Source organism: Bradyrhizobium sp. USDA3516 (genome assembly GCF_057651995.1).
Genome location: NZ_JBYGYN010000002.1, coordinates 154,491 through 175,861, shown reverse-complemented (window position 1 = coordinate 175,861; position 21,371 = coordinate 154,491). Strand labels below are relative to the sequence as shown.

Annotated in this window: 24 protein-coding genes and 1 other RNA gene; 18 read left to right on the top strand and 7 right to left on the bottom strand. The window is 65.5% G+C overall.

Features of this window, described 5'->3' with window-relative positions:
• Positions 1-118 precede the first annotated feature (118 nt).
• From AC24YW_RS06750 to AC24YW_RS06730, 5 genes are all read left to right on the top strand, one after another.
• Positions 119-439, top strand: a complete 321-nt coding sequence (locus AC24YW_RS06750; RefSeq protein WP_020608063.1) for a DUF4164 domain-containing protein — start codon at positions 119-121, stop codon at positions 437-439.
• Positions 436-819 (top strand): cell division protein ZapA, encoded by a 384-nt coding sequence (locus tag AC24YW_RS06745; protein WP_035998340.1) that lies wholly within the window; start codon positions 436-438, stop codon positions 817-819. Before AC24YW_RS06750 ends, AC24YW_RS06745 begins: the two co-directional genes overlap by 4 nt.
• A 284-nt stretch (positions 820-1,103) precedes the next feature.
• Positions 1,104-1,264, top strand: a non-coding RNA gene (ssrS, locus tag AC24YW_RS06740) — 6S RNA.
• A 209-nt stretch (positions 1,265-1,473) separates the two neighbouring features.
• Positions 1,474-2,070, top strand: coding sequence for a 5-formyltetrahydrofolate cyclo-ligase (locus AC24YW_RS06735; protein WP_487482004.1), 597 nt, complete (start codon positions 1,474-1,476; stop codon positions 2,068-2,070).
• Complete coding sequence (locus tag AC24YW_RS06730; protein ID WP_487482003.1) at positions 2,048-2,872, top strand: TIGR00282 family metallophosphoesterase; 825 nt, start codon at positions 2,048-2,050, stop codon at positions 2,870-2,872. The genes AC24YW_RS06735 and AC24YW_RS06730 overlap by 23 nt, the downstream gene beginning before the upstream one ends.
• Before the next feature lie 44 nt (positions 2,873-2,916).
• On the opposite strand, the gene AC24YW_RS06725 is transcribed toward AC24YW_RS06730, so the two are convergent.
• Together AC24YW_RS06725 and AC24YW_RS06720 are read right to left on the bottom strand one after the other, a co-directional pair.
• Positions 2,917-3,207: a DUF1330 domain-containing protein gene (locus tag AC24YW_RS06725; RefSeq protein ID WP_487482002.1), complete on the bottom strand. Its 291-nt coding sequence runs from the start codon at positions 3,205-3,207 to the stop codon at positions 2,917-2,919.
• 139 nt (positions 3,208-3,346) lie between these two features.
• Positions 3,347-4,021 (bottom strand): glutathione S-transferase family protein, encoded by a 675-nt coding sequence (locus AC24YW_RS06720; RefSeq protein ID WP_487482001.1) that lies wholly within the window; start codon positions 4,019-4,021, stop codon positions 3,347-3,349.
• A 130-nt stretch (positions 4,022-4,151) separates the two neighbouring features.
• On the opposite strand from AC24YW_RS06720, the gene AC24YW_RS06715 reads away from it, so the two are divergent.
• Entirely contained in the window at positions 4,152-5,066 is a 915-nt protein-coding gene (locus AC24YW_RS06715; RefSeq protein WP_487482000.1) for an AraC family transcriptional regulator, read from the top strand.
• Positions 5,067-5,360: 294 nt separating this feature from the next.
• Here AC24YW_RS06715 and AC24YW_RS06710 read toward each other — a convergent pair whose 3' ends face one another.
• From AC24YW_RS06710 to AC24YW_RS06700, 3 genes are all read right to left on the bottom strand, one after another.
• Positions 5,361-6,497, bottom strand: a complete 1,137-nt coding sequence (locus AC24YW_RS06710) for a DSD1 family PLP-dependent enzyme (RefSeq protein WP_487481999.1) — start codon at positions 6,495-6,497, stop codon at positions 5,361-5,363.
• Between the two features lie 246 nt (positions 6,498-6,743).
• A complete protein-coding gene (locus AC24YW_RS06705) occupies positions 6,744-8,168 on the bottom strand; it encodes a methyl-accepting chemotaxis protein (protein WP_487481998.1) in 1,425 nt (474 codons plus the stop codon).
• A 111-nt stretch (positions 8,169-8,279) separates the two neighbouring features.
• Positions 8,280-10,028, bottom strand: coding sequence for a methyl-accepting chemotaxis protein (locus AC24YW_RS06700; RefSeq protein WP_487481997.1), 1,749 nt, complete (start codon positions 10,026-10,028; stop codon positions 8,280-8,282).
• Between the two features lie 203 nt (positions 10,029-10,231).
• Between AC24YW_RS06700 and AC24YW_RS06695 the strand changes: the two genes are divergently transcribed.
• The 8 genes from AC24YW_RS06695 to AC24YW_RS06660 all read left to right on the top strand — a co-directional run bounded on the left by AC24YW_RS06695 (position 10,232) and on the right by AC24YW_RS06660 (position 15,953).
• The gene (locus AC24YW_RS06695) at positions 10,232-10,978 is read left to right on the top strand and encodes a YebC/PmpR family DNA-binding transcriptional regulator (protein WP_487481996.1); all 747 of its coding nucleotides are present in this window, start codon (positions 10,232-10,234) and stop codon (positions 10,976-10,978) included.
• 212 nt (positions 10,979-11,190) lie between these two features.
• On the top strand, positions 11,191-11,718 hold the full coding sequence (gene ruvC, locus AC24YW_RS06690) for a crossover junction endodeoxyribonuclease RuvC (protein WP_487481995.1): 528 nt from the start codon (positions 11,191-11,193) through the stop codon (positions 11,716-11,718).
• On the top strand, positions 11,715-12,332 hold the full coding sequence (ruvA, locus tag AC24YW_RS06685; RefSeq protein WP_487481994.1) for a Holliday junction branch migration protein RuvA: 618 nt from the start codon (positions 11,715-11,717) through the stop codon (positions 12,330-12,332). The genes ruvC and ruvA overlap by 4 nt, the downstream gene beginning before the upstream one ends.
• Complete coding sequence (locus AC24YW_RS06680) at positions 12,329-12,790, top strand: hypothetical protein (RefSeq protein ID WP_487481993.1); 462 nt, start codon at positions 12,329-12,331, stop codon at positions 12,788-12,790. Before ruvA ends, AC24YW_RS06680 begins: the two co-directional genes overlap by 4 nt.
• Entirely contained in the window at positions 12,787-13,839 is a 1,053-nt protein-coding gene (gene ruvB, locus AC24YW_RS06675) for a Holliday junction branch migration DNA helicase RuvB (RefSeq protein ID WP_487481992.1), read from the top strand. The genes AC24YW_RS06680 and ruvB overlap by 4 nt, the downstream gene beginning before the upstream one ends.
• A 129-nt stretch (positions 13,840-13,968) precedes the next feature.
• Positions 13,969-14,886, top strand: coding sequence for a metallophosphoesterase (locus AC24YW_RS06670; RefSeq protein WP_487481991.1), 918 nt, complete (start codon positions 13,969-13,971; stop codon positions 14,884-14,886).
• Between the two features lie 70 nt (positions 14,887-14,956).
• A complete protein-coding gene (gene ybgC, locus AC24YW_RS06665) occupies positions 14,957-15,406 on the top strand; it encodes a tol-pal system-associated acyl-CoA thioesterase (protein ID WP_275516168.1) in 450 nt (149 codons plus the stop codon).
• A 79-nt stretch (positions 15,407-15,485) separates the two neighbouring features.
• Positions 15,486-15,953: a nuclear transport factor 2 family protein gene (locus AC24YW_RS06660; RefSeq protein ID WP_487481990.1), complete on the top strand. Its 468-nt coding sequence runs from the start codon at positions 15,486-15,488 to the stop codon at positions 15,951-15,953.
• Positions 15,954-16,112: 159 nt separating this feature from the next.
• On the opposite strand, the gene AC24YW_RS06655 is transcribed toward AC24YW_RS06660, so the two are convergent.
• Together AC24YW_RS06655 and AC24YW_RS06650 are read right to left on the bottom strand one after the other, a co-directional pair.
• Entirely contained in the window at positions 16,113-16,817 is a 705-nt protein-coding gene (locus tag AC24YW_RS06655; RefSeq protein WP_487481989.1) for a type 1 glutamine amidotransferase, read from the bottom strand.
• Positions 16,818-16,844: 27 nt separating this feature from the next.
• Positions 16,845-17,771: a LysR family transcriptional regulator gene (locus AC24YW_RS06650; protein ID WP_487481988.1), complete on the bottom strand. Its 927-nt coding sequence runs from the start codon at positions 17,769-17,771 to the stop codon at positions 16,845-16,847.
• 151 nt (positions 17,772-17,922) lie between these two features.
• Here AC24YW_RS06650 and AC24YW_RS06645 point away from each other — a divergent pair, with 151 nt between their 5' ends.
• Genes AC24YW_RS06645 through AC24YW_RS06630 form a run of 4 tightly spaced genes read left to right on the top strand, consistent with a single transcriptional unit; the run spans position 17,923 to position 21,359 of the window.
• Positions 17,923-18,879 carry an N-carbamoyl-D-amino-acid hydrolase gene (locus AC24YW_RS06645; RefSeq protein ID WP_487481987.1) on the top strand — a complete coding sequence of 319 codons (957 nt, stop codon included), beginning with the start codon at positions 17,923-17,925 and terminating at the stop codon, positions 18,877-18,879.
• Between the two features lie 37 nt (positions 18,880-18,916).
• The gene (locus AC24YW_RS06640; protein ID WP_487481986.1) at positions 18,917-19,744 is read left to right on the top strand and encodes an ABC transporter substrate-binding protein; all 828 of its coding nucleotides are present in this window, start codon (positions 18,917-18,919) and stop codon (positions 19,742-19,744) included.
• Positions 19,741-20,598, top strand: coding sequence for an amino acid ABC transporter permease (locus tag AC24YW_RS06635; RefSeq protein ID WP_487481985.1), 858 nt, complete (start codon positions 19,741-19,743; stop codon positions 20,596-20,598). Before AC24YW_RS06640 ends, AC24YW_RS06635 begins: the two co-directional genes overlap by 4 nt.
• Complete coding sequence (locus tag AC24YW_RS06630; protein WP_487481984.1) at positions 20,595-21,359, top strand: amino acid ABC transporter ATP-binding protein; 765 nt, start codon at positions 20,595-20,597, stop codon at positions 21,357-21,359. Before AC24YW_RS06635 ends, AC24YW_RS06630 begins: the two co-directional genes overlap by 4 nt.
• The last annotated feature ends 12 nt before the right edge of the window (positions 21,360-21,371 follow it).

The following is a 21,371-nucleotide window of genomic DNA, read 5'->3' as shown; positions in this document are numbered from 1 at the left end:
GCTAGCTTGCTTTGTAAATTTCTGCTTCTAACCGCTTGCCGAACCGAGTCTTTTGCCGGACGGCAAGCTCCAGGGAAAGGCCACTGGGCAAAGGCCGCCAGGTTCCGCCGCTGACTGCATGAACGATCGCGTATCCAACAGTTCCGCCATGACGGAGTCGTCCGCCGTCGAGATCGAGATCGCGACCCGCAGACTCATGGCGGCGCTCGACGCGCTCGAAAGTGCGGTGGAGCGGCGGCGCGACGCCGATCGCGACGAGAACGAGCTTGCGGCGCGAATCCAGGCGCTCGGCGCGGATCGCTCGCGTCTTGCCGACGAGCTCGACGGCGCGCTGGTGAAGGCGCGCAAGCTCGAGCGTACCAATCGCGAGATTTCCGACCGGCTGGATTCCGCGATCGTGACGATACGCTCGGTGCTCGATACCGGAGAGGACGGATGAGCCACATCAACGTCACCATCAATGGTCGGCAATACCGCATGGCCTGCGAGGAGGGCCAGGAGGTGCGGCTGCTCAAGCTCGCCGAAACGCTGGAGACCCGCATCCAGTCGCTGCGCGGAAAATTCGGCGAGATCGGCGATGCGCGCCTCACCGTGATGGCCGCCCTGACCGTGTGCGACGAATTGATCGACACCACCAACCGCGTCCGCACCCTGGAGCAGGAATTGACGGAGCTCCGCGATTTCCGCAACGCCGCCGTCGAGCGCGCCCGCATGACGCAGACCGCCGTCGTCAACGCCCTGAACGCCGCCGCCGAACGCATCGAGAAGTCGACCCAGGTCCTGAACCGCACCGTCGGCAATGGGATTGCGATCGGGTGAAGCTATTGTTGGGCTCGATAGTGCCACGGGCCTTACCCTCCCCTGGAGGGGGAGGGTCGATCGCGCGTAGCGCGAGCGGGGTGGGGTGATCTCTCCACGCCGACACTGTCGGATGTGGAGAGACCGTCACCCCACCCCGTCTCACATTTCGCTACGCTCAATGTGAGCCGACCTACGGGCGAGCTATGCTCGTCCCGGACCCCTCCAGGGGAGGGTAAGGCCGGCGAGAGTGAGGCCCACTCACCGCACTGGCGATTCGTCAGTATCGTTGTTACATTGGCCCTGCGAGGCTGCGACGTGCGTCAGGAGCCATATATCCCCGGGGCCTTATCGATCCTTTAGGGAACTGTCCCTGGCCGGGCCCGTGGGCCCGGACATATGGTGCCCACCTACTTTCGTAGGGAACTCCGGGATCGAGTGCTTCAACGGCGTCCGCGGCTTCGCACTGTTTCTTCCTTCTGGTTCGTGCCTGTCGAATTGCGTCCCGACAAACCGGCAGTGTCATGCCCCGCCTGGTGCGCAATTGCGCACGGGGGCGGGGCATCCAGTACGCCGCGGCGTCGATGTTTGATCACTGGCGTCTCTGGAATACTGGATCGTCCGCATGCGCGGACGATGACAGCGGAGCAAGGCTCCGCTTCGGGGAAACCGCACATGCCCAACTCCAAAGCCGAGCTCCGTGCCAAAGCCCTCGCCAAGCGCGAGGCGCTGAGCGAGAAGAAGCGCACGGCAGCGGCCGCAAAGCTCGCCAAGCGCGGGCTGCCGTTCAAGCTGCTGCCCGGCAGCATCGTCTCCGGCTACTCGCCGATCCGCAGCGAGATCGATCCGATGCCGCTGCTTGCAAGACTCGCGGAGGAGGGCGCCAGGCTCGCGCTGCCTTGCGTCACCGCGCGCGGCCAGTCCCTGATCTTCCGCATCTTCCATCCGAACGACCGCCTGATGCTCGGCCCGCTCGGCATTCCCGAGCCGTCGCCTGCTGCGGCCGAAGTCATTCCCGACATCATGCTGACGCCGCTCGCCGCCTTCGACCGCCTCGGCCATCGCATCGGCTACGGCGCCGGCCATTACGATTTCACCTTCGCGCATTTGCGCAAAACCAAGCACATCGTCGGCATCGGCCTTGCGTTTGCCGTGCAGGAGATCGAGGCGGTTCCGGCACTATCCCACGACGTGGCGCTGGATTATGTGCTAACGGAATCGGACGTGTTCGATTTCCGGAGTTCTGAAGTTGCGCATTCTCTTCGTGGGTGACGTCGTCGGCCGTAGTGGGCGCGAGGCCGTCTCCGAATATCTGCCCGGCATGGTCAAGGACTGGTCGCTCGATCTCGTCATCGTCAACGGCGAGAATTCGGCCGGCGGCTTCGGCATCACGGAAGCGATCTACCAGGAATTTCTCGAGGCCGGCGCCGATGCGGTGACGCTCGGCAACCATTCCTGGGACCAGCGCGAGGCGCTGGTGTTCATCGAGCGCGCCGACCGTCTGGTACGCCCGGCGAACTATCCGCGCGGCACGCCCGGCCGCGGCGCGGCCCTGGTCGAGACCAAGAACGGCAAGCATGCCCTCGTCGTCAACGCGCTCGGCCGCGTCTTCATGACCCCGTTCGACGATCCCTTCGCCGCGCTGGAGCGCGAGTTAGGGGCCTGCCCGCTCGGCGTTGCCGCCGACGCCATCGTCGTCGATTTCCATTGCGAGGCGTCGAGCGAGAAACAGGGCATCGGCTTCTTCTGCGACGGCCGCGCCAGCCTCGTCGTCGGCACGCACACCCATGTGCCGACCGCCGACCACCAGATCCTCGCAGGCGGCACCGCCTACATGACCGACGCCGGCATGACCGGCGATTACGATTCCATCATCGGCATGCAGAAGGAAGAGCCGCTGCGCCGGTTCACATCGGGGATTCCGTCCGGCCGTTTTGAGCCGGCGGCGGGCGCGGCAACGCTCAGCGGCGTCGCCGTGGAGACGGACGACGCGACGGGCCTCGCGCTGCGTATCGCGCCGGTGCGCATGGGTGGAAGGCTGGAGCCGGCGACGCCGAAGTTCTGGCTGAGCTGAGGCGCGAAGCCAAATCACCCGGTGGGGCGAATCGAGAGCGTGGACTACGCGAGTCCTTCAACACTGACCAAACGAGCTGAGCTGCAGCGATCTCTTACGCTCTTGAGCCCTTGGTAGGTCGACCCGTTGTAGAACGCCTCGAAAGCGGCGACCGAGGGGAACTCCAGAAGGACAATCCTGCGGGGCTCCCAATCCCCTTCGTGGACCTTATGCGCACCGCCGCGCGCCAGATACCTCGCGCCGGCCGCCTCCAGCGCTGGCTTAACGCTAGACATGAACTCCTGGTACTGAGGTACATCCCAAATTTCGACATCGAAGATAACGTAAGCGGGCATCTACGGCCTTCCTTCGACTGTTTCGTGTTGGCCACGTTGTAGCTACTGGCTCAGCGCAAGGCATGCGCCCAGACCCATGACGTAGTTCGGTATGGAATAACCGTGACAGCATGGTGGCGTTCTCATCGTCGCCTTTGCGTCATGCGACCGAAACATTCTTCGGAATTCGACCGAGCAGCAGGGAGTATTCCTGCAGATAGAAGTCTGATGACCTCGCGACCAATCGCACCCCTGATCTGCGTGCGACCGCTTCGCGCCAGGCCAAGATGCGGCTGCACTCGGCCGGAATATGAAACTTGCGGAAGTGTTCCAGCACTGCAACCTGCTCGAACCAGGGAAAGAAGGCGACGTCAGCAAGGCCGAACGCGTCGCCGAGCCAGTAGGGACCAGCATGTGTCTTGAGCGCATGCGCCTCGATAAAGCGGAGTTCGTCGGCCAACTGTGCGGTGATTTCTGCTTGCATGCTTGGATCGGAGCAGAGCAGCAGGCGGTGCGTCGGCTCGTAGAGCTTCATGTCGGCAAAGTTGATCCAGATACGCGCAAGAGCACGTTGTGCCGGCGCGGTCGGAAGTAGCGGATACTCAGGAAAAGCGTCGTCGAGATATTCATTGATCACGGCGGATTCCCAAACGCGCACGCCATTGTGAACGAGGAGGGGGACCTTGCCGAAGGGCGACAGGGCAAGAAACTCGGTGGGCTTGTTGTGCGGATCAATCCCGATCTCGGTGGCCTCAAGCCCTTTTTCCGCAAGGGCCAGCCTCACGCGTTGGGCAAAGGGACAAAGGGCGCTGCCATACAGTTCGATCCTGGACATGGAGATGCTCCGTGGTTCAAGAGTGCCGCCGCGCGGCCCAGGCCGGTGAGTTGGGGGACAGGTCTGGGATTTTCTATGCGCGATCGTCTAAACTGCTTCATCGAGCGTCTTGAACTGCGAGGTGAGACCCGTGGATCTGTTGGCGACCCTGATGCGCGAGCTGCATTTCGCTGCGGCCGGATATCGCCGCCTCGAGCTTTCTTCGCCCTGGGCAATCGCATTCGACCAGAACGGCCTGCGTGGCATCCACATCGTCACCGAAGGCCGGTGTGAGATTGCCTTCGGCACAGGTACGCCGCAGCTCTTGCAGACTGGCGATCTCGTCGTTGCGCCGCGCGCCGATCCACATGTCTTGCGGTCATTGGACGCAAGACAGATGACGCCAACGTCGGGTGCGAAAGTTGCCGCGGAAAGCAGGGGTGGCCGCATCCTGTTCGGAGGCGGCGGCGAACGAACGGTGATTATTTGTGGGGCGTTCGTCTTCAGCGAAAGCGACCATCCGGCATTGGCCGGTCTTCCGCGAGTGGTACATGTCCCAGGAACGGACCAGCGGGCCGCTCGTTGGCTCAAGGGCTATGTCGAGACGCTGACAACCGAGACCCTAGAGCCCGGTCCAGGCAGCGATGTTGTGCTCGCGCGGCTGTCGGCGGCGCTTATCACACGGGTCTTGCGACATGGCGTCGAGAACATGCAGGAGACGGGCTGGCTGAAGGGACTGGGCGACCCGGGCGTGGCGCGGGCGCTCGCCGCTATTCACGACGCATTCAAGGAAAACTGGACGGTCGAGTCGCTCGCCCGAGAGGCCGGGCAATCGCGCGCAGGGTTCGCAGAGCGTTTCCATACTTTGGTCGGAGAACCGCCGATGCAGTACCTATTCCGCCGCCGTATGCGTGAGGCATCGAAACTTCTGAGGAACGGCCAAGCCAGCCTTGCACAGATCGCCCAAGCCGTCGGATACGGGTCGGAAGCCGCGTTTTCGAATGCATTCAAGCGTTACTCAGGAAGTTCACCCGGAGAGTACCGGCTCGGCATCGAGGGGCGATAGGAGCACCCTCGTTGGCGATCGCCGACGCCTCCTTTGGGCCATTTGCAGTCGTTCCCAGCCGGGCAAGCCACGTCTGCTCGTCCTTTGGAAACAGGCATCCCGAATTATGAGTGTACGCCTTGGCCAGAATTGCGAACGCGGGGCCAGAACTCATAACCCCACGCGCGTGTAGTTGCTTCGCAAAGCTTGTCACTCCGCGTCTTCGCCAAACCGTTGCTGCGGCGTATGGGTCTCGGATCTGCGCTTCGCCTGTCCGTGGCCATGGCGGAGATCGGCGCGCGCAATCACGCAATCTCAGGTGACCGCGCCCCGCGCCGCGACGGGCCACAGTGCCTCCACGCGGGCATCCGGCGTGTTGAAGCCGCGCACGCCGACATACCAGTCGTAGAGATTGACGGTCGGGTCGCAATGGCCGGGGATCAGCGTCACCTTGTCGCCGATCGCCGGTCGCGACGAAGCGCTGTCGAAATCGAGCAGGCCATGCTCGTCAGAGGGCCGATGATAGCGCAAATCGGGCCGGCCGAGCACGACCGGAAATCCGCTGTCGTTCGACAGGGCCTTGTGGCCGGCATCGATGACGGCGCGTTCGCCGGCGCCGGTGCTCATCACGGTCGCGATCACGAACAGCGCATGCTCGAACGGATTGGCGTTGCGCGCCCCGTCGCCGAGGTTCTTGGCGTAGTCGGCGTCCATGAAGACATAGGAGCCCGCCTGCAATTCGTTCCAGATGCCGCTCGCGCCTTCGAGCTCGAACGTCCCGGTCCCAGCACCGCCGATCGTCCGGCACTGAAAGCCCGCGTCCTCGAGGACGCGCAGTGTCTCCGCGGTCGCGTTCGCGGCCCCGGCGATGGCAGCGCGCCGCTCCTCCGGCGTGCGCAAATGCTGGGCAGAGCCGTGATAGGCCTGCAAGCCGCCGAACGACAGGAAGCGCGACCCCGCCACCTGCCGCGCCAGAATGGCCGCCGCCGGCCCCGGCCTGACGCCGCAGCGACCGGCGCCGACGTCGATTTCGACCAGGACTTCGATTTGCGATCCGGCCCGTTCCGCGGCGAGCGATAGTTGCTCGACCATGATCGTATCGTCCACGCAAACGCTGATGCGCGCGTGGCGCGCGAGACCGGCGAGCCGTTCCATCTTGCGCAGGCCCACCACCTCATTGCTGACGAGCACGTCGCTCACCCCGCCCGCAACCAGGATCTCGGCCTCGGCGACCTTCTGGCAGCACATGCCGATTGCGCCGCGCGCGATCTGCTTGGCCGCAATGATCGGTGATTTGTGGGTCTTCGCATGCGGACGCAAGCGAACGCCGAGCTTGCTCACAGCAGCCGCCATCGTATCGAGATTGCGCTCGAAGGCATCGAGGTCGATGATCAGCGCCGGTGTATCGATCTCGGAAAACGGCGCGCCGATTTGGGCAGGTGGACAGGACATCAAAAAACCAGCTTGCTGTGTTCGGGTTCGAATGCGCGGTGGCACTTCTACGGCAACGTCGGCGGCCGCGGCAGGGCGAACCGCATGCCTCACATTTTCGGAATATTAGCATTCTACCCCTGTTTTGCCCGACGGGTCAACGCGCGCCACGGCCTGCCGGCGCAAGCCATTGATTCCGCACACCCCGGCTACTGTGCATGGGGTTGTTTTCGAGTTTTTGTTTTGGGGGGTGCCGGAGCGCCGCCGTCAGCCTTGCCGGAATCCCATCCGGAAGGCGCCCCAGTGCCTGCCGCGGATCATGATCGGCGAGGACAGGTCCTTCATCAGCACGAACTGCCCGCCGCCCATGTCGCGGCGGTAGGTCTGCAGCAGGAAGGGTTTTGTGTTGACCGCGACCTTCTTCACCGCGCGGTCGGTGAACAGGCGGCGGTTGCGGCAATGGGCGTTGTTCCAGACCGGGTCCTTGCCCTGCGGCAGGCGGTAGTTCGGATTGTGGGTCGGCAGGTAGCCGCCCCTCGCCCAGGCGACGCAGAACACGATGCGCGGATCGGACGTCTGGATCGGGTCCTGGATCGCGGGCAGCACGCGGTCGGTGAACTCGACGTAGTTGGTCAGGTACTGCTTCGGATCGGTGCCTGATATCTCGCGGTAGGTCTCGTCCATGAGCTGGTCGAGCGTGATCTCGCCGCGGTCGATCGCGGCCTCGAACTCGGTCGAGATCCGCTTCGCGGTGTCGACGACGATACGGATCAGCGGCGCGTCCGATGTCTCGACGCCGCTGTCGGCGATCAGCGCGATCAGGCCTTCGGAGGTGTCGAGCAGCTTCGCCACCCGCTCGTCGGCGCTTTTGAGGTTGCGCGAGGAGAGGTCGACGCCCCTGGCGAGCTCGCTCAGCTCGCTGATCACGGTGTCGCAATGCCCGAGGTTGGAGGTCGCCGCGCGCGCGACGCCGTCGATCTCCGCTTCGACGGAGGCGAAGCCCTGCTGGACCCGCGAGATGATGCCGGAGATCGCTTGCGCGCCTTCGCCGGCGGTCTTGGCGCGCTGCGAGGCGTCGCTGCTCTCGCCGATCAGGCCCTCGATCTGGCCGTCGAGATCGCGCACGGTGTCGGAGATCTCATGCGTGGCCTGGCGCGTGGCCTCCGCGAGGTTCTTGACCTCGCTTGCGACCACCGCGAAGCCGCGGCCGGCATTGCCGGCGCGCGCCGCCTCGATGGTGGCGTTGAGCGCGAGCAGATTGGTCTGCTTGGCGATCGCCTCGATCGAGCCGGAGACCTTCGCCACCTGCGCCAGCGCCGCGCCGACGGCGCTAAGGCGCGCCTCGATCCGCTCCACTGCGGCGACCAGCGCGGAGATGTGGCTGACCGCGGTGTCGACGGCGCCGCGCGACTGCGCGATCTCGCCGACCGCCGCCGACGTCGTGGTTTGCACCGCCTGCGAGGCGTTGGCGATGTCGTGGTTGGCCGAGACCATGGTCTCGGCCGTCTTCTGCAGACGGTGAAACCGTTCCGACTGGCTCGCGACGCGGTTGGCGACGTCCTGGACGTTGCCGGCGATATCGGCGAGCTCGACGCCGAGACCGCCGATGCGGTCGGCGAGCTGGTCGATCAGGCGTTCGGCCAGCGTCCGGTTGGAGGCGGTGTCCAACACGGCAAGTTGTGCAAAGGACATGTACGGGGCTCTCTCCAGTCGGAGCCGTTGATCGGCTCCTTGGCGGCATTCCGATTCCAGGTCCGACCTTAGAGGATGATTCGCGCCCGGCGTCTTGCCCAGGAGTGCACGCTACAGCTTGTAGGCCGTGCGGAAGCCGCCCCAGTGCCGGCCCTGCACGCGGATCGGCACGTCGATCTCGCGCATCATCACCGTGTTCCCGTTGCCCATGTCGCGCGCATAGCTCTGGACCAGGTACGATCGCAGGTTGCGTGCGGCAGCGAGCCCCGCCGGATCGTTGAAGATGCGCCGGTTGCGGCTGTTGGCCGTGTTCCAGGCGACGTCGCCCGGCCGCTGCGGATGCGAATAGATCTTGTTGTGCACCGGCAAGAAGCCGTTGCGGTCGACCATGGCGCAGAACGCCATCCGCGATTCCCGCGCCAGAAAGGCTTCCTGGAACGGCGGCAGGGCGCGATCGGCCCAGTCGAGATATTTGGTGCGGTATTGCTGCGGATTGGTGCCGGCGATTTCCACGTAGTCGGTGTCGAAGAGGTCGTCGAGCTTGACCTCGCCGCGCGCAACCGCCTGCTCGAATATCTGCGTCAGCGCATTGCCCGCCTCCATGGCGCGGGTGACGAACTCGGTGTTCTCCTCATGGATCGACCAGAGCTTGTCCTCGATCTTCTCGCTGAGTGCGGCGGTGGCGCCGACGAATTGCGCGCGGGCGCCGGCCTTGGATTGCTCGACCACGCGCAGGCGGCAGGCGCCGATGTCCTCCAAGCTGCCTTCGATCGTCGCTTGCGGTGCGAGCCGGCTGGCATCCGCGCCGCCGATCAGCACGCCCTCCATCGCGATTTCATAGATCGGCATCACGCCGCGCGCGGTCTCGAATTTGAGGTGGCAGGGCAGCCGCTCGGTCTTGCGGCGGTCGTCGTGCTCGCTCTGGCGCAGCAGCACCGCGCAGCGCGATTTCAGCTTCTGGGCGAAAGTGGTGACGGCCTTGCCGGCGCTGGCGACGCTCTCGCCATGGGACTCGGCCGCTTTGGTCGCCGCGTCGATCTCGGCCGCGCTCTCGCCGACCGAGATGATGAACTCCGAGGCGCTGGCGGCATTGCCGGAGACCTCGCTGGTCGTGGCATTCTGCTCGGCGACCGCGCCGTTGACGGTGTCGAACACCGGGCGGATCGCTTCGATCGCCTGCGAGATGCGGTGCACGGCGTCCGCCGAGCCGGCGGCGTCGCGCTGCAGCGCGTCGATCTTCTTCGTGATTTCCTCGGTCGCACTCTGGGTCTGCACCGCGAGCGCCTTGACCTCGGTGGCGACGACGGCAAAGCCTTTTCCCGCGGCGCCCGCGCGCGCGGCCTCGATGGTCGAGTTGAGCGCGAGCAGCGTGGTCTGCCGCGCGATCTGCGCGATCAGATTGACGACGTTGCCGATGGCGGCGGAGGATTCGCGCAGGCGATCGACATTGGCGCGGGCTTCCTGCGCGGCGGCGCTGGCGTCGTCGGCGAGCTTGCCGGCCTCGCGGACCTGTGCGCCGATCCCTTGCGCCGACTGGGTGAACTTGTCAGCGGCATGGGCGAAGGTGGAGGCGGTGGATTGCGCCGCATTGGTCCGGCCGGTCAGGGCGTCGGTGCGGTCGCGAATGGCGGCGAGGGTCGCCGCGGTCGCCTCGGCGCCGCCGGCCACCGAATTGGCGGCGCGCTCGAGCTGGCGGATCATGGCGCCGAGCTCGAGTTCCAGCAATTCCAGGATTTCCCGGGCCGAATCACTTTCGGCGGTCGGGGCGGGTGCGGCAGGGGCCGCCAGCTGCGCAGCCTCCGGGGCTGCCGCAGGCGCGGCCGTGTCCGGCAGACGCTTCCGAAATAGTCCGAAGGCCATCGGGTCTCTCTTGTCGGGGGACGGTCGGGCGCTATTTTCGCAGTCCGGAATGAAATCAGGGTTAACAGTGCCCGACATTGAGGCATGGGCAACTACGCTGCTACCTCCGGACCGGGGGAGCCCCTTTCATTCCGGTGGGTTGGCGGCCTATAAGGCCGCGCATCCCTCGCTCACCCTTGGCTGACGACCACAAGAGACCCCGCATGGCCGGACATTCCCAATTCAAGAACATCATGCACCGCAAGGGGCGGCAGGATGCCCAGAAGTCGAAGCTGTTCGGCAAGCTGGCGCGTGAAATCACCGTCGCCGCCAAGCTGGGCACCCCTGACCCCGCCATGAACCCGCGCCTGCGTGCCGCCGTGATCGCGGCGCGACAGGAGAACATGCCGAAGGACAATATCGAGCGCGCCATCAAGAAGGCGCTCGGCAGCGACGGCGAGAACTATGACGAGATCCGCTACGAGGGGTACGGCCCGGGCGGCGTCGCCGTCATCGTCGAGGCGTTGACCGACAACCGCAACCGCGCCGCCTCCGACATCCGCTCCTTCTTCACCAAGTCCGGCGGCAATCTCGGCGAAACCGGCTCGGTCTCCTTCATGTTCGACCGCACCGGCATCATCGAATATGACCGCAGCGTCGCCTCCGACGACGCCGTGCTGGACGCCGCCATCGAGGCCGGCGCCGACGATGTGGTCTCGGGCGAGAACGGTCACGAGATCTACGCCTCGACCGAAAGCTATCGCGATGTCGCCAAGGCGCTGGAAGCCAAGTTCGGCGAGCCGCGCAAGGCCGCGCTGATCTGGAAGCCGCAGAACACGGTTGCGGTCGACGACGAGACCGGCGAGAAGCTGCTCAAGCTGATGGACCTGCTCAACGAGCACGACGACGTGCAGCAGGTCTATGCCAATTTCGAGGTGTCGGACGCGCTAATGGCGAAGATGGGCGGGTAGGGCTCGCGTGTCCCGGACGCGGCGCAGCGCGAAGCGGTGCGACGCAGAGCCGGGACCCACAGCGCCGTGCGCGCTGGAGGCAACATGGGCCCCCGTTCAGCAGGCGCATCACTTCGTGCTGCGCCGCGCCCGGGGCACGTGACCCCCACTTCCCCTGTTACTTCCGTTCTGTTTCTGTTTCCCCCGTCGCGGCCAGCCGCTATCACTGGCGCATGACTGCGCTCCCGATTCGTGGCCCCGTTCGCATCATCGGCATCGACCCCGGCCTGCGCCGCACCGGCTGGGGCGTGATCGAGGCCGAGGGCAATCGCCTGGGCTACGTCGCCTGCGGCTCGGTGGAACCGCCCGACGATCTGCCGCTGGCGAGCCGGCTGCTCGCGATCCATGAAGGGCTCGCGGCCGTTTTGTCCGATCACCGGCCGGTGGAAGCGGCGGTCGAGCAGACCTTCGTCAACAAGGACGGCGTTGCGACGCTGAAGCTTGGCCAGGCCCGCGGCGTCGCCATGCTGGCGCCCGCAATGTTCGGCATCTTTGTCGCAGAATACGCGCCGAACCAGGTCAAGAAGACGGTGGTCGGCGCCGGTCACGCCGACAAGCAACAGATCGCGATGATGCTGAAGATCCTGCTGCCGAAAGCCGAGCCGCCGTCCGCGGACGCCGCCGACGCGCTCGCCATCGCCATCACCCACGCCCATCACCGCCAGAGTACCGCTCTCAGGCTGAAGGTGGTGGGGATATGATCGGCAAGCTCAAGGGCTTGATCGATTCCTACGGCGAGGACTTCGTCATCCTCGACGTCGGCGGCGTCGGCTACCAGGTGCACTGCTCCTCGCGCACCTTGCAGCATCTGCCCTCGCCCGGCGAAGCCGCCGTGCTGTCGATCGAGACCTATGTCCGCGAGGACCAGATCAAGCTGTTCGGCTTCCGCACCGACCAGGAGCGCGAATGGTTTCGCCTGCTCCAGACCGTGCAGGGCGTCGGCGCCAAGGTGGCGCTCGCCGTGCTCGGCACGCTCTCGCCGGCCGATCTCGCCAATGCGATTGCGCTGCGCGACAAGGCCGCGGTGGCGCGCACGCCCGGCGTCGGCCCGAAGGTTGCCGAGCGCATCGTCACCGAATTGAAGGACAAGGCGCCGGCCTTTGCCAATGTCGATCCTGCGGTCGTGCATCTCGCCGGCGCCGTCGACGACGAGCGCGCGCCGCGCCCGGTCGCGGATGCGATCTCGGCGCTGGTCAATCTCGGCTACGGCCAGCCGCAGGCCGCCGCGGCGATTGCGTCGGCGTCGCGTAGCGCCGGTGAGGGCGCCGAGACGGCACAGCTGATTCGGCTGGGCCTCAAGGAGCTCGCGAAGTGAATTCCGATCAAGCCCTCGATCGCCCGGAGGGTCCAAAGCTCCCGAACCTTCAGCATGCGGTCTATTTCTTTGGTGTCGTGTTCGCCGGGACAGTGCTAATCGGCGTTCTTGCCACGGCTGCATTCTCGGCGTCGGGGTGTCTGCTGAGCCACGTCATCCGGTGTTTCTCGATCTCGCGCGATACGGCGGGTGTTGCGCTCCTTGGTTTCAAAATGTGGTCCTTGCCGGGCCTGATCGCCGGTGTTCTTGTCGCTGCGATCATACGATTTCGCGGCCACATAACATGGTGGAACGTCTTGCTGGTCGCTCCAGCCTCGTACCTCGTTCTCGCTTTGGTATTTATCGGACAGGTCGATCAATACATATGGCCTGAACTCCTGCTACAAAGCGTCGTGTTGTTTGTTCTTGTGCAGCTGTCCCTGTTCGTGGGCAGAATGGCCTACAGAGCCCGAGCATGACCACTCCTCCCCGCATGGTCTCGCCCGAGCGCCGCAGCGATGATGTCGGCGACACCGCGCTGCGGCCGCAATCGCTGTCCGACTTCGTCGGCCAGCAGCAGGCGCGCAAGAATCTCTCGATCTTCATCGAGGCGGCGCGCAAGCGCGGCGAGGCGCTGGATCACGTGCTGTTCGTCGGTCCCCCCGGCCTCGGCAAGACCACGCTGGCGCAGATCGTGGCGAAAGAGCTCGGCGTCGGCTTCCGCGCCACCTCGGGTCCCGTCATCGCCAAGGCCGGCGATCTCGCGGCGCTGCTGACCAATCTCGAAGAGCGCGACGTGCTCTTCATTGATGAGATCCATCGCCTCAGCCCGGCGGTGGAGGAGGTGCTCTATCCGGCGATGGAGGACTTTCAGCTTGACCTCATCATCGGCGAGGGACCGGCAGCGCGCTCGGTGAAGATCGAGCTGTCGAAATTCACCCTGGTCGGCGCCACCACGCGCGCCGGCCTTCTCACCAATCCCTTGCGCGACCGCTTCGGCATTCCGGTGCGGCTGAACTTCTATACGATCGAGGAATTGGAGAGCATCGTCAGCCGCGGCGCGCGCGTGCTCAACGTCGGCATGAGCGCGGACGGCGCCAACGAGATCGCGCGCCGCGCCCGCGGCACGCCGCGCATCGCCGGCCGCCTGCTCCGCCGCGTGCGCGATTTCGCCTCCGCGGCCGACGCCGACAGGATCGACCGCAAGATCGCCGACCACGCGCTGAGCGCGCTCGAGGTCGATGCGGCCGGCCTGGACGCCATGGACCGCCGCTACCTCACGACGATCGCGCTCAACTATGGCGGCGGCCCGGTCGGCGTCGAGACCATGGCTGCGGCCTTGTCGGAGCCGCGCGATGCCATCGAGGACATCATCGAGCCCTATCTGATCCAGTGCGGCTATCTGCAGCGCACGCCGCGCGGCCGCCTGCTGACCTCGCATGCGTTCCGCCATCTCGGCCTCGCCGAACCCTCGCGCGATGCGGCGGCCCAGTTCGGCCTGTTCGGCACGGATGACAGCGACGAGTGATCTGCTGAACCGCGCCGTTTCGGCTTTTGATGAATTTCCGTTAACCTCGTGCAGACGATCTGCACGAACGCACCCCATTTCTGCTCCAATCGGATATCATCAAAGACGCGGCATCATCATTGGGCTTCCATGATCACGCGCCGTCATCTCATCCGTTCCATCGGCGGTCTGTCCGCCCTCGGCGTCTCGACCGCAGCCTACGGCGTCGGCGTGGAGCCGATGCTGCGCCTTCGCGTCACGCGCTATCATCCGATGCCGCGGCAGTGGCCGGCGGATTTTCCGCTGAAGATTGCCGCCATCGCTGACATCCATGCCTGTGATCCCTGGATGCCGCTGGAGCGCATCGAGGACATCGTCGACCGGACCAACGCGCTCAACGCCGATCTCATCGTGCTGCTCGGCGACTATGTCGCCGGCCTTCACCATGTCACGCGCTTCATTCCGTCGAGCGAATGGGCAAGGGTGCTGGGGCGCCTGAAGGCGCCGCTCGGCGTCCATGCCGTCATGGGCAATCACGATTATTGGGACGACAGGACCGTGCAGCGGGCCGGGCACGGGCCGACCATCGCACATCGGGCGCTGGAGGCGGCCGGCATTCCCGTCTACGAGAACGATGCTGTGCGCCTCACCAAGGACGGCCGCCCGTTCTGGCTTGCCGGCCTCGGCGATCAGCTTGCCTTTCTGCCGGCGCGGCGGTTCCGGAACGTGGTGCGCTTCGGTGCCGATGATCTCAACGCCACGCTGGCGAAGATCACTGACGATGCGCCGGTCATCCTGCTCGCGCACGAGCCCAACATTGCGCCGCTCGTGCCCGCGCGCGTTGCGCTGCAATTGTCCGGCCATACCCATGGCGGCCAGGTCCGCCTGCTCGGCTGGTCGCCGGCCGTCGCGCCCAGGAACGGCCTGCGGCTCGCCTATGGCCACTTCCGCCTGAAATGCGATCTCATCGTCTCTGGTGGGCTCGGCTGCAGCATCATGCCGCTCCGCTTCGGGGTGCCGCCGGAGATCGTCGAGGTGACGCTGGGGCGAGAGCCTTTGGTGGCGTAACCTATGCTTGCGCGGCCGGCCATTTTTGCGCAGAACGGGCCAGCTACCGACCAGCGAAGAGGCTCGCGACGTGACAGCTCATCTCGACGGCGAGATCCGCGACGGCCGCCACCACATGCAGGTCCGGGTCTACTACGAGGACACGGACTTTTCCGGCATCGTCTATCACGCCAATTACCTGCGCTACATGGAGCGCGGGCGCACCAATCATCTCAGGCTGATGGGTGCCGAGCAGCAGGTGCTGTTCGAGCAGACCGAGACGGAAGGCGCCGGCTTTGCCTTCGTGGTGCGTTCGATGCATCTGGACTTCCTGAAGCCCGCGCGGATGGATGACGTGCTCGACGTCGTAACCTGGCCGGTCGCGGTGAAAGGGGCGTCCATCATGCTGGCGCAGGAGGTGCGGCGCGGTGACGACGTGCTGGTGAAAGCCGAGGTCCGCGTCGCCTTCATCAGCGGCGGCCGCGCCCAGCCTATCCCGAAATCGATCCGCCAATTGATGAAGGCCGATCTGGTTTCGTGATCGTTCGATAGCGGATGGCCTATCGACTCCGCCAGTTGCGACGATACATTCGCAGCCCCGACCAACCGATGAGGCCATCATGTCGCGCCCGCCGCTTCCGCCCTTCACCCGAGAAACAGCTGCGCAAAAGGCGCGCATGGCCGAGGACGCCTGGAATTCACGCGATCCGGTGCGGGTCTCGCTCGCCTATACCGAGGACAGCCGCTGGCGCAACCGTTCGGAAGTGTTTCAGGGCCGCGAGGCCATCGTCGCCTTCCTCACCCGCAAATGGGAGAAGGAGCAGGATTACCGCCTGATCAAGGATCTCTGGGCCTTCGACGGCAACCGCATCGCGGTGCGCTTCCAGTACGAATGGCACGATGGTAGCGGCCAGTGGTATCGTTCCTACGGCAACGAGCAATGGGAATTCGACGAGCACGGCCTGATGAAACGCCGCGAGGCCTCGATCAACGACATCGCCATCGCGGAGAAGGACCGCCGGTTTCACTGGGCGGCGCCCGGGCCAAGGCCTGCCGATGTGCCGGGGCTGGGAAGCGAGCCGTTCTGAACCACTTCCTCTCCCTCTCCCCGTTCTTCCGGGGAGAGAGTTGGGGTGAGGGGCTGTCTCAGCAGTTTCAGTGATAGCTGGGCTCGCGGAGAGTCCCCCTCACCCGGATTGCATCTTCGATGCAATCCGACCTCTCCCCGCAAGCGGGGCGAGGTGAGCTCACCGCTTCGTCAGAAACCGCGCAATCGCCCCGCCCAGCTTCGCGTTGTCCATCGGCTCCGCCAGTGACGCCCTCGCCGTGGCCACAACATCCTCCGGCACTTTCCCTTCGCGCAGCTCGCAGCACACTTGCGCAAACCCGACATCGAATTCCGGATGCGGCTGCACGGTCAGCGTCGCGCCGTTGGCGTAGAGCAGGCCGGCATGCGGGGTGAAGTCGGAGGAGAGGATCGTCAGCGCGTCGTTCGGTGGCTCGATCACCTGGTCCTGATGCGAGGCGGCGATCGCGACCGCTTCGCCGTCGACGACGCCGTTCTCCGGCAGCACCTGATAGACATGCCGGCCGATGCCCCAGCCCTGCTCCGATTTGCGCACGGTGCCGCCGAGCGCCTGCGCGATCAGCTGGTGGCCGAAGCAGACACCGACCATCGGCGTCTTGTTGGCGTAAGCGGTCCGCACGAAATCTTCCAGCGGTGCGATCCAGTCGAGCCCGTCATAGACGCCGGCCGCCGCGCCGGTGATCAGGACGGCCTCGAGCTTGCTCGGATCGGGAAGCGCATTGCCATTGGGGATGCTGACCACCTCGATCGTCGCGGCCGGCTCCTCGGCGCGGATCATGCGCGCGAACATGTCCGGAAATGAACCGTGGCGCTCGCGGTATTTTTGCGGCACCTCTCCGGTCTCGATGATGGTGATGCGTGCCATGGGCTCCCGGTGAAAAGGTTGCGAAGCTCAGCCGCTTTCTGCCCCATGTTGCTGGTGCGGCGCTGTGCGCTCGAGCAGAGCGCTCTCCTTGCGGATCTCATTCAGAAAGGCCTTGGCCAGACGCGACAGCGGCTCGGCTTCCGACCATAGCATATAGGCGATCGCCTGCGTCGTCGGCGTGAACGGTCGGACGACGAGGCCGCTGCCGCCGTTCTGCCGCGGCGAGAAGGGATCGACCACCGCGGCGCCGACGCCGGCCGCGGCCAGCACGCAGGCCGTGTTGCAGTAGCGCACCTCGACCGTCGGCCGAAACGGTGCGCCGGCGCGGGCAAAGCTGTCGCGCACGGCTTCGCCGAGGCGCGTGCCGCGTTCGAGCCCGATGAAGGGCAGGCCGGAGAGATCGGCGGCCGAGATCACCGGTCGTTCCGCGAGCGGATGCTGCGGCGGCAGCACGCACACCATCTCGCCGGTGTGCACCACCTCGTGCGCGATCCCTGGATGATGCGTCAGTCCGAGCGCGAAGCCGAGCTCGGCGACGCGGCTCAGCACACCCTCGATGATGCCCTCATAGCGCCGTACGTCGAAGAACACGCGCGTCTCCGGTCGCCGGCGCAGGAAGCCCGACAGCGCGGACGGAATGATGCTGTAGGCGAGCGGCGGCGTCGCCACGAGGGCGAGATGCCCGGAGCGGTTCTCGCGCAGATCGCGCACGCGGTTCTCGAGCTTGGCGTGCAGCGCAAAGATCGCCTCGCTCTCCTTGTACAGCGCCATCGCTTCGGCGGTTGGAAACAGCCGGTTGTTGACGCGCTCGAACAGCGCAAAGCCCGCCTGCGCCTCCATCGTCTTCAGCGCGTTGCTGACCGCCGGCTGCGACAGCGCCAGCTCGTCCGCCGCCGCCACCGTGGTGCGGTGGCGGATCACGGCGCGCAGGATCTCGAGCTGACGCAGGTTCATATCACTGCCGATTATAGTCGGGGCCAAATCATCATAGCAACGCGAATTGATTTTGCAGCAGTGCTTGCCCGTAATGGCAGCGGATTTGCACGTCGCATCAAAGGGTTCGTTCGCCCATTGAGGCAGCACTGCGCACAGATTGGAGGCAATCTTGGTTCGTGTCCTTCGCGCCGCCGCCGCTCAGATGGGCCCGACGCAAAAAGCCGATACGCGCGAGCATACGTTGTCGCGGATGCTCGACATGCTCGATGAGGCGGCCGGTCGGGGTGCGAGCCTTGTGGTGTTTCCGGAGCTCGCCTTCACCACCTTCTTCCCGCGCTGGCTGCTCGAAGGCGAGGCCCTCGACGCGTATTTCGAGCGCAGCATGCCGAACCCCGCGGTGGCGAAGCTGTTCGATCGCGCACGTGCGCTCCGCGTCGGCTTCTATGTCGGCTATGCCGAGCTGACGCCGGAGGGGCGGCGCTACAATTGCTCCATCCTGGTCGATCGCGACGGCGAGGTTCTCGGCCGCTATCGCAAGGTGCACTTGCCGGGCTCGGTCGAGCCGCGTCCGGGCGCGCGCTACCAGCAACTCGAGAAGCGCTACTTCGAATATGGCGACCTCGGCTTTCCCGCCTTCCGCGCCGGGTCTTCCTGGGCCCATGCCATCATGGGCATGATGATCTGCAATGATCGTCGCTGGCCGGAATCCTGGCGCGTGCTCGGCCTGCAAGGCGTCGAGCTCGTCTGCATCGGCTACAATTCGGCGGCCTACGATCCCAACGGCGGCACGACCGAAGACGGAGCCTTGCGCACCTTCCACTCGACGCTGGTGACGCAGGCCAACGCCTACATGAACGCGACCTGGGCGATTTCGGTGGCGAAGGCGGGCGAGGAGGACGGCTCCGGCCTGATCGGCGGCTCCTGCATCGTCGATCCCAACGGCCGCATCGTCGCGCAGGCCCAGACGCTGGCCGACGAGGTGATCGTCGCCGACATCGATCTCGACCTCTGCCGCCAGGGCAAGGACAAGATGTTCAACTTCGCCGCCCACCGACGGCCCGAGCAATACAGGGTGATCACCGAGCGTGCCGGCATCATCGAGCCGGCCGTTCTCGATGCGGATTGACTAACGGCCGGTCGCGGCGTTGGCAAAAGGAGCTGACATGACACGCCTCTCGCATTTGCTTGCCTTCGCTGTGTTGGCTGCCGTGACGTCGGCGCGAGCCGCCGAGCTGCCGGCGGAGATCAAGCAGGCCGGCACGCTGAAGCTCACGGTCAACTCCACCTACGCGCCGATGGAATATCGCGATCCCGCAACCAACGAGCTGGTCGGGCTCGACATCGATCTGGCGAAGGAGCTTGCCAAGCGGCTTGGAGGCCTGAAGATCGTCTGGAGCGAGACGCCGTTCGCCGAGCTGATCCCCTCGCTCACGACCAAGCGGGCCGACTTCATCATTTCCGGCATCTCCGACCGTGCCTCGCGGCGCGAGACCGCCGACTTCGTCGATTACCTCGCGACCGGCCCGCAGTTCTTCGTGATGGCGGAGAGCGTAGCCAAGGACGCCACCGATCTCTGCGGCAGGAAGGTCGGCACCACCCGCAGCACCAGCTTCCCGGTCGAGATCGAGAAGTGGAGCAAGCAGAACTGCGAGCCGGCCGGCAAGCCCGCGATCCAGTATGTTCCGGGCGAGAATTCCATCGACGTCCGCAACCAGCTCAAGCAGGGCCGCATCGACGCCGCCGTGCAGGGCAGCGAGACGTTGCCTTATGCGCAGCAACAGGAGCCCGGCAAGTATCGCATCGTCGGCGAGCCCTTTGCCAGGGGCTATCAGGGCATCATGTTCCGCAAGGACGATGCGGCCTTGCGTGAGGCCGTGACGGAGAAGCTGGCGGCGATGATCGCTGACGGCTCGTACAAGGCCATTCTCGACAAATGGGGCTTGGGGGCCAATGCAGTCGCCCAGCCCATGCTGAACGCGGCGCCGCAATGAAGCAGGCGCCGGCACTCGCGCAAGGATTTCCCGACCTGTCGGGCCTGCGGATCGCGCGCGAGCCGCATTGGTTTCGCTGGGCCAGCGCGGCCCTGATCGTCCTCGTTCTGGCGGCGATCGCGCGCGCCTTTGCGAACGGCCAGATCGAATGGTCCTATGTCAGCCGCTTCCTGACCGCAAAGGTAATCCTCGAAGGCATCGTCAACACCATGGTGATGGCGGTGCTGGCGATGATGCTCGGCATCTTTCTCGGCATCGTCGTCGCGATCATGCGGCTGTCGCCCAATCCGGTGCTGAAGTCGGTCGCGGCCGGCTACACTTGGCTGTTCCGCGGCACGCCGCTGATCCTGCAACTGCTGCTGTGGTTCAACCTCGCGCTGGTGTTTCCGACCATCGGCATTCCCGGCCTGTGGTCCGCGCGCGCCGTCGACGTCATGACGCCGTTCCTTGCCGCGCTGCTCGGGCTCGGCATCAACCAGGGCGCCTACACCTCCGAAGTGATGCGCGCCGGCATGCTGTCGGTCGATATCGGGCAATACGAGGCGGCGCAGGCCATCGGCATGGGGCGGCTGCGGGCGCTGCGCCGGATCGTGCTGCCGCAGGCGATGCGCGTGGTGATCCCGCCGCTCGGCAACGAGTTCATCGGCATGGTGAAGGCGACCTCGCTCGCGAGCGTGATCCAGTATCCGGAGCTGCTGCACAATGCCGAGAACATCTACTACGCCAACTCCCGCGTCATCGAGCTCCTGATCGTCGCCGGGCTCTGGTACCTGCTGGTGGTCTCGATCCTGACACCCCTGCAGATGCTGCTCGAACGCCGCTTTGCGCGCGGCACATTGCGGCTGGCGCGATGACAAAACCGCTCGTCGCGATCCGCTCCGTAGCCAAGAACTTTGGAGAGTTCCAGGCTCTCAAGAACGTCTCGCTCGACGTCTGGCCCGGCGAGGTGATGTGTCTGATCGGCGCCTCCGGCTCCGGCAAGACCACGCTGCTCCGCTGCATCAATCAGCTCGCCACGATCGATGCCGGCGGCATCTGGCTCGACGGCGAGCTGCTCGGAGTGCGCGAGCAAGGCGGAAAACTCCATCGCCTGAGCGAGCGCGAGATCGGGCGGCAGCGGCTCAAGACCGGCATGGTGTTCCAGCGCTTCAACCTGTTTCCGCACAAGACCGCGCTGGAGAACATCACGGAAGGTCCGACCCAGGTGCAGGGGCGCAAGCCGGACGAGGTGCGCGCCGAGGCGCTCGAGCTATTGCGCCGCGTCGGCTTGTCGGCCAAGGCGGATTCCTATCCGGCGCAGCTCTCCGGCGGCCAGCAGCAGCGTGTCGCGATCGCCCGGGCGCTCGCCATGAAGCCGATGCTGATGCTGTTCGACGAGCCCACCAGCGCGCTCGATCCCGAGCTCGTCGGCGAGGTGCTCGCGGTGATGAAGGAATTGGCGCGAAGCGGCATGACCATGATGGTGGTGACGCACGAGCTCGGCTTCGCCCGCGAGGTCGCCGACCGCGTCGTCTACATGGACCAGGGCGCGATCGTCGAGCAGGGCCGCGCTTCGGACGTGCTGGGCGCGCCGCGCGAGGAGCGCACCAAGGCATTTCTTTCGGCAGTGATCTGACATTGGGGGTAT

What these genes read in the sequence shown, in the direction of transcription:
- AC24YW_RS06750 (WP_020608063.1), top strand. Translation starts at nt 119, where the DNA reads ATGAACGATCGCGTATCCAACAGTTCCGCCATGACGGAGTCGTCCGCC.
- AC24YW_RS06745 (WP_035998340.1), top strand. Translation starts at nt 436, where the DNA reads ATGAGCCACATCAACGTCACCATCAATGGTCGGCAATACCGCATGGCC.
- AC24YW_RS06735 (WP_487482004.1), top strand. Translation starts at nt 1,474, where the DNA reads ATGCCCAACTCCAAAGCCGAGCTCCGTGCCAAAGCCCTCGCCAAGCGC.
- AC24YW_RS06725 (WP_487482002.1), bottom strand. Translation starts at nt 3,207, where the DNA reads ATGCCCGCTTACGTTATCTTCGATGTCGAAATTTGGGATGTACCTCAG.
- AC24YW_RS06720 (WP_487482001.1), bottom strand. Translation starts at nt 4,021, where the DNA reads ATGTCCAGGATCGAACTGTATGGCAGCGCCCTTTGTCCCTTTGCCCAA.
- AC24YW_RS06710 (WP_487481999.1), bottom strand. Translation starts at nt 6,497, where the DNA reads ATGTCCTGTCCACCTGCCCAAATCGGCGCGCCGTTTTCCGAGATCGAT.
- AC24YW_RS06705 (WP_487481998.1), bottom strand. Translation starts at nt 8,168, where the DNA reads ATGTCCTTTGCACAACTTGCCGTGTTGGACACCGCCTCCAACCGGACG.
- AC24YW_RS06700 (WP_487481997.1), bottom strand. Translation starts at nt 10,028, where the DNA reads ATGGCCTTCGGACTATTTCGGAAGCGTCTGCCGGACACGGCCGCGCCT.
- AC24YW_RS06695 (WP_487481996.1), top strand. Translation starts at nt 10,232, where the DNA reads ATGGCCGGACATTCCCAATTCAAGAACATCATGCACCGCAAGGGGCGG.
- ruvC (WP_487481995.1), top strand. Translation starts at nt 11,191, where the DNA reads ATGACTGCGCTCCCGATTCGTGGCCCCGTTCGCATCATCGGCATCGAC.
- ruvA (WP_487481994.1), top strand. Translation starts at nt 11,715, where the DNA reads ATGATCGGCAAGCTCAAGGGCTTGATCGATTCCTACGGCGAGGACTTC.
- ruvB (WP_487481992.1), top strand. Translation starts at nt 12,787, where the DNA reads ATGACCACTCCTCCCCGCATGGTCTCGCCCGAGCGCCGCAGCGATGAT.
- AC24YW_RS06670 (WP_487481991.1), top strand. Translation starts at nt 13,969, where the DNA reads ATGATCACGCGCCGTCATCTCATCCGTTCCATCGGCGGTCTGTCCGCC.
- AC24YW_RS06660 (WP_487481990.1), top strand. Translation starts at nt 15,486, where the DNA reads ATGTCGCGCCCGCCGCTTCCGCCCTTCACCCGAGAAACAGCTGCGCAA.
- AC24YW_RS06655 (WP_487481989.1), bottom strand. Translation starts at nt 16,817, where the DNA reads ATGGCACGCATCACCATCATCGAGACCGGAGAGGTGCCGCAAAAATAC.
- AC24YW_RS06650 (WP_487481988.1), bottom strand. Translation starts at nt 17,771, where the DNA reads ATGAACCTGCGTCAGCTCGAGATCCTGCGCGCCGTGATCCGCCACCGC.
- AC24YW_RS06640 (WP_487481986.1), top strand. Translation starts at nt 18,917, where the DNA reads ATGACACGCCTCTCGCATTTGCTTGCCTTCGCTGTGTTGGCTGCCGTG.
- AC24YW_RS06635 (WP_487481985.1), top strand. Translation starts at nt 19,741, where the DNA reads ATGAAGCAGGCGCCGGCACTCGCGCAAGGATTTCCCGACCTGTCGGGC.
- AC24YW_RS06630 (WP_487481984.1), top strand. Translation starts at nt 20,595, where the DNA reads ATGACAAAACCGCTCGTCGCGATCCGCTCCGTAGCCAAGAACTTTGGA.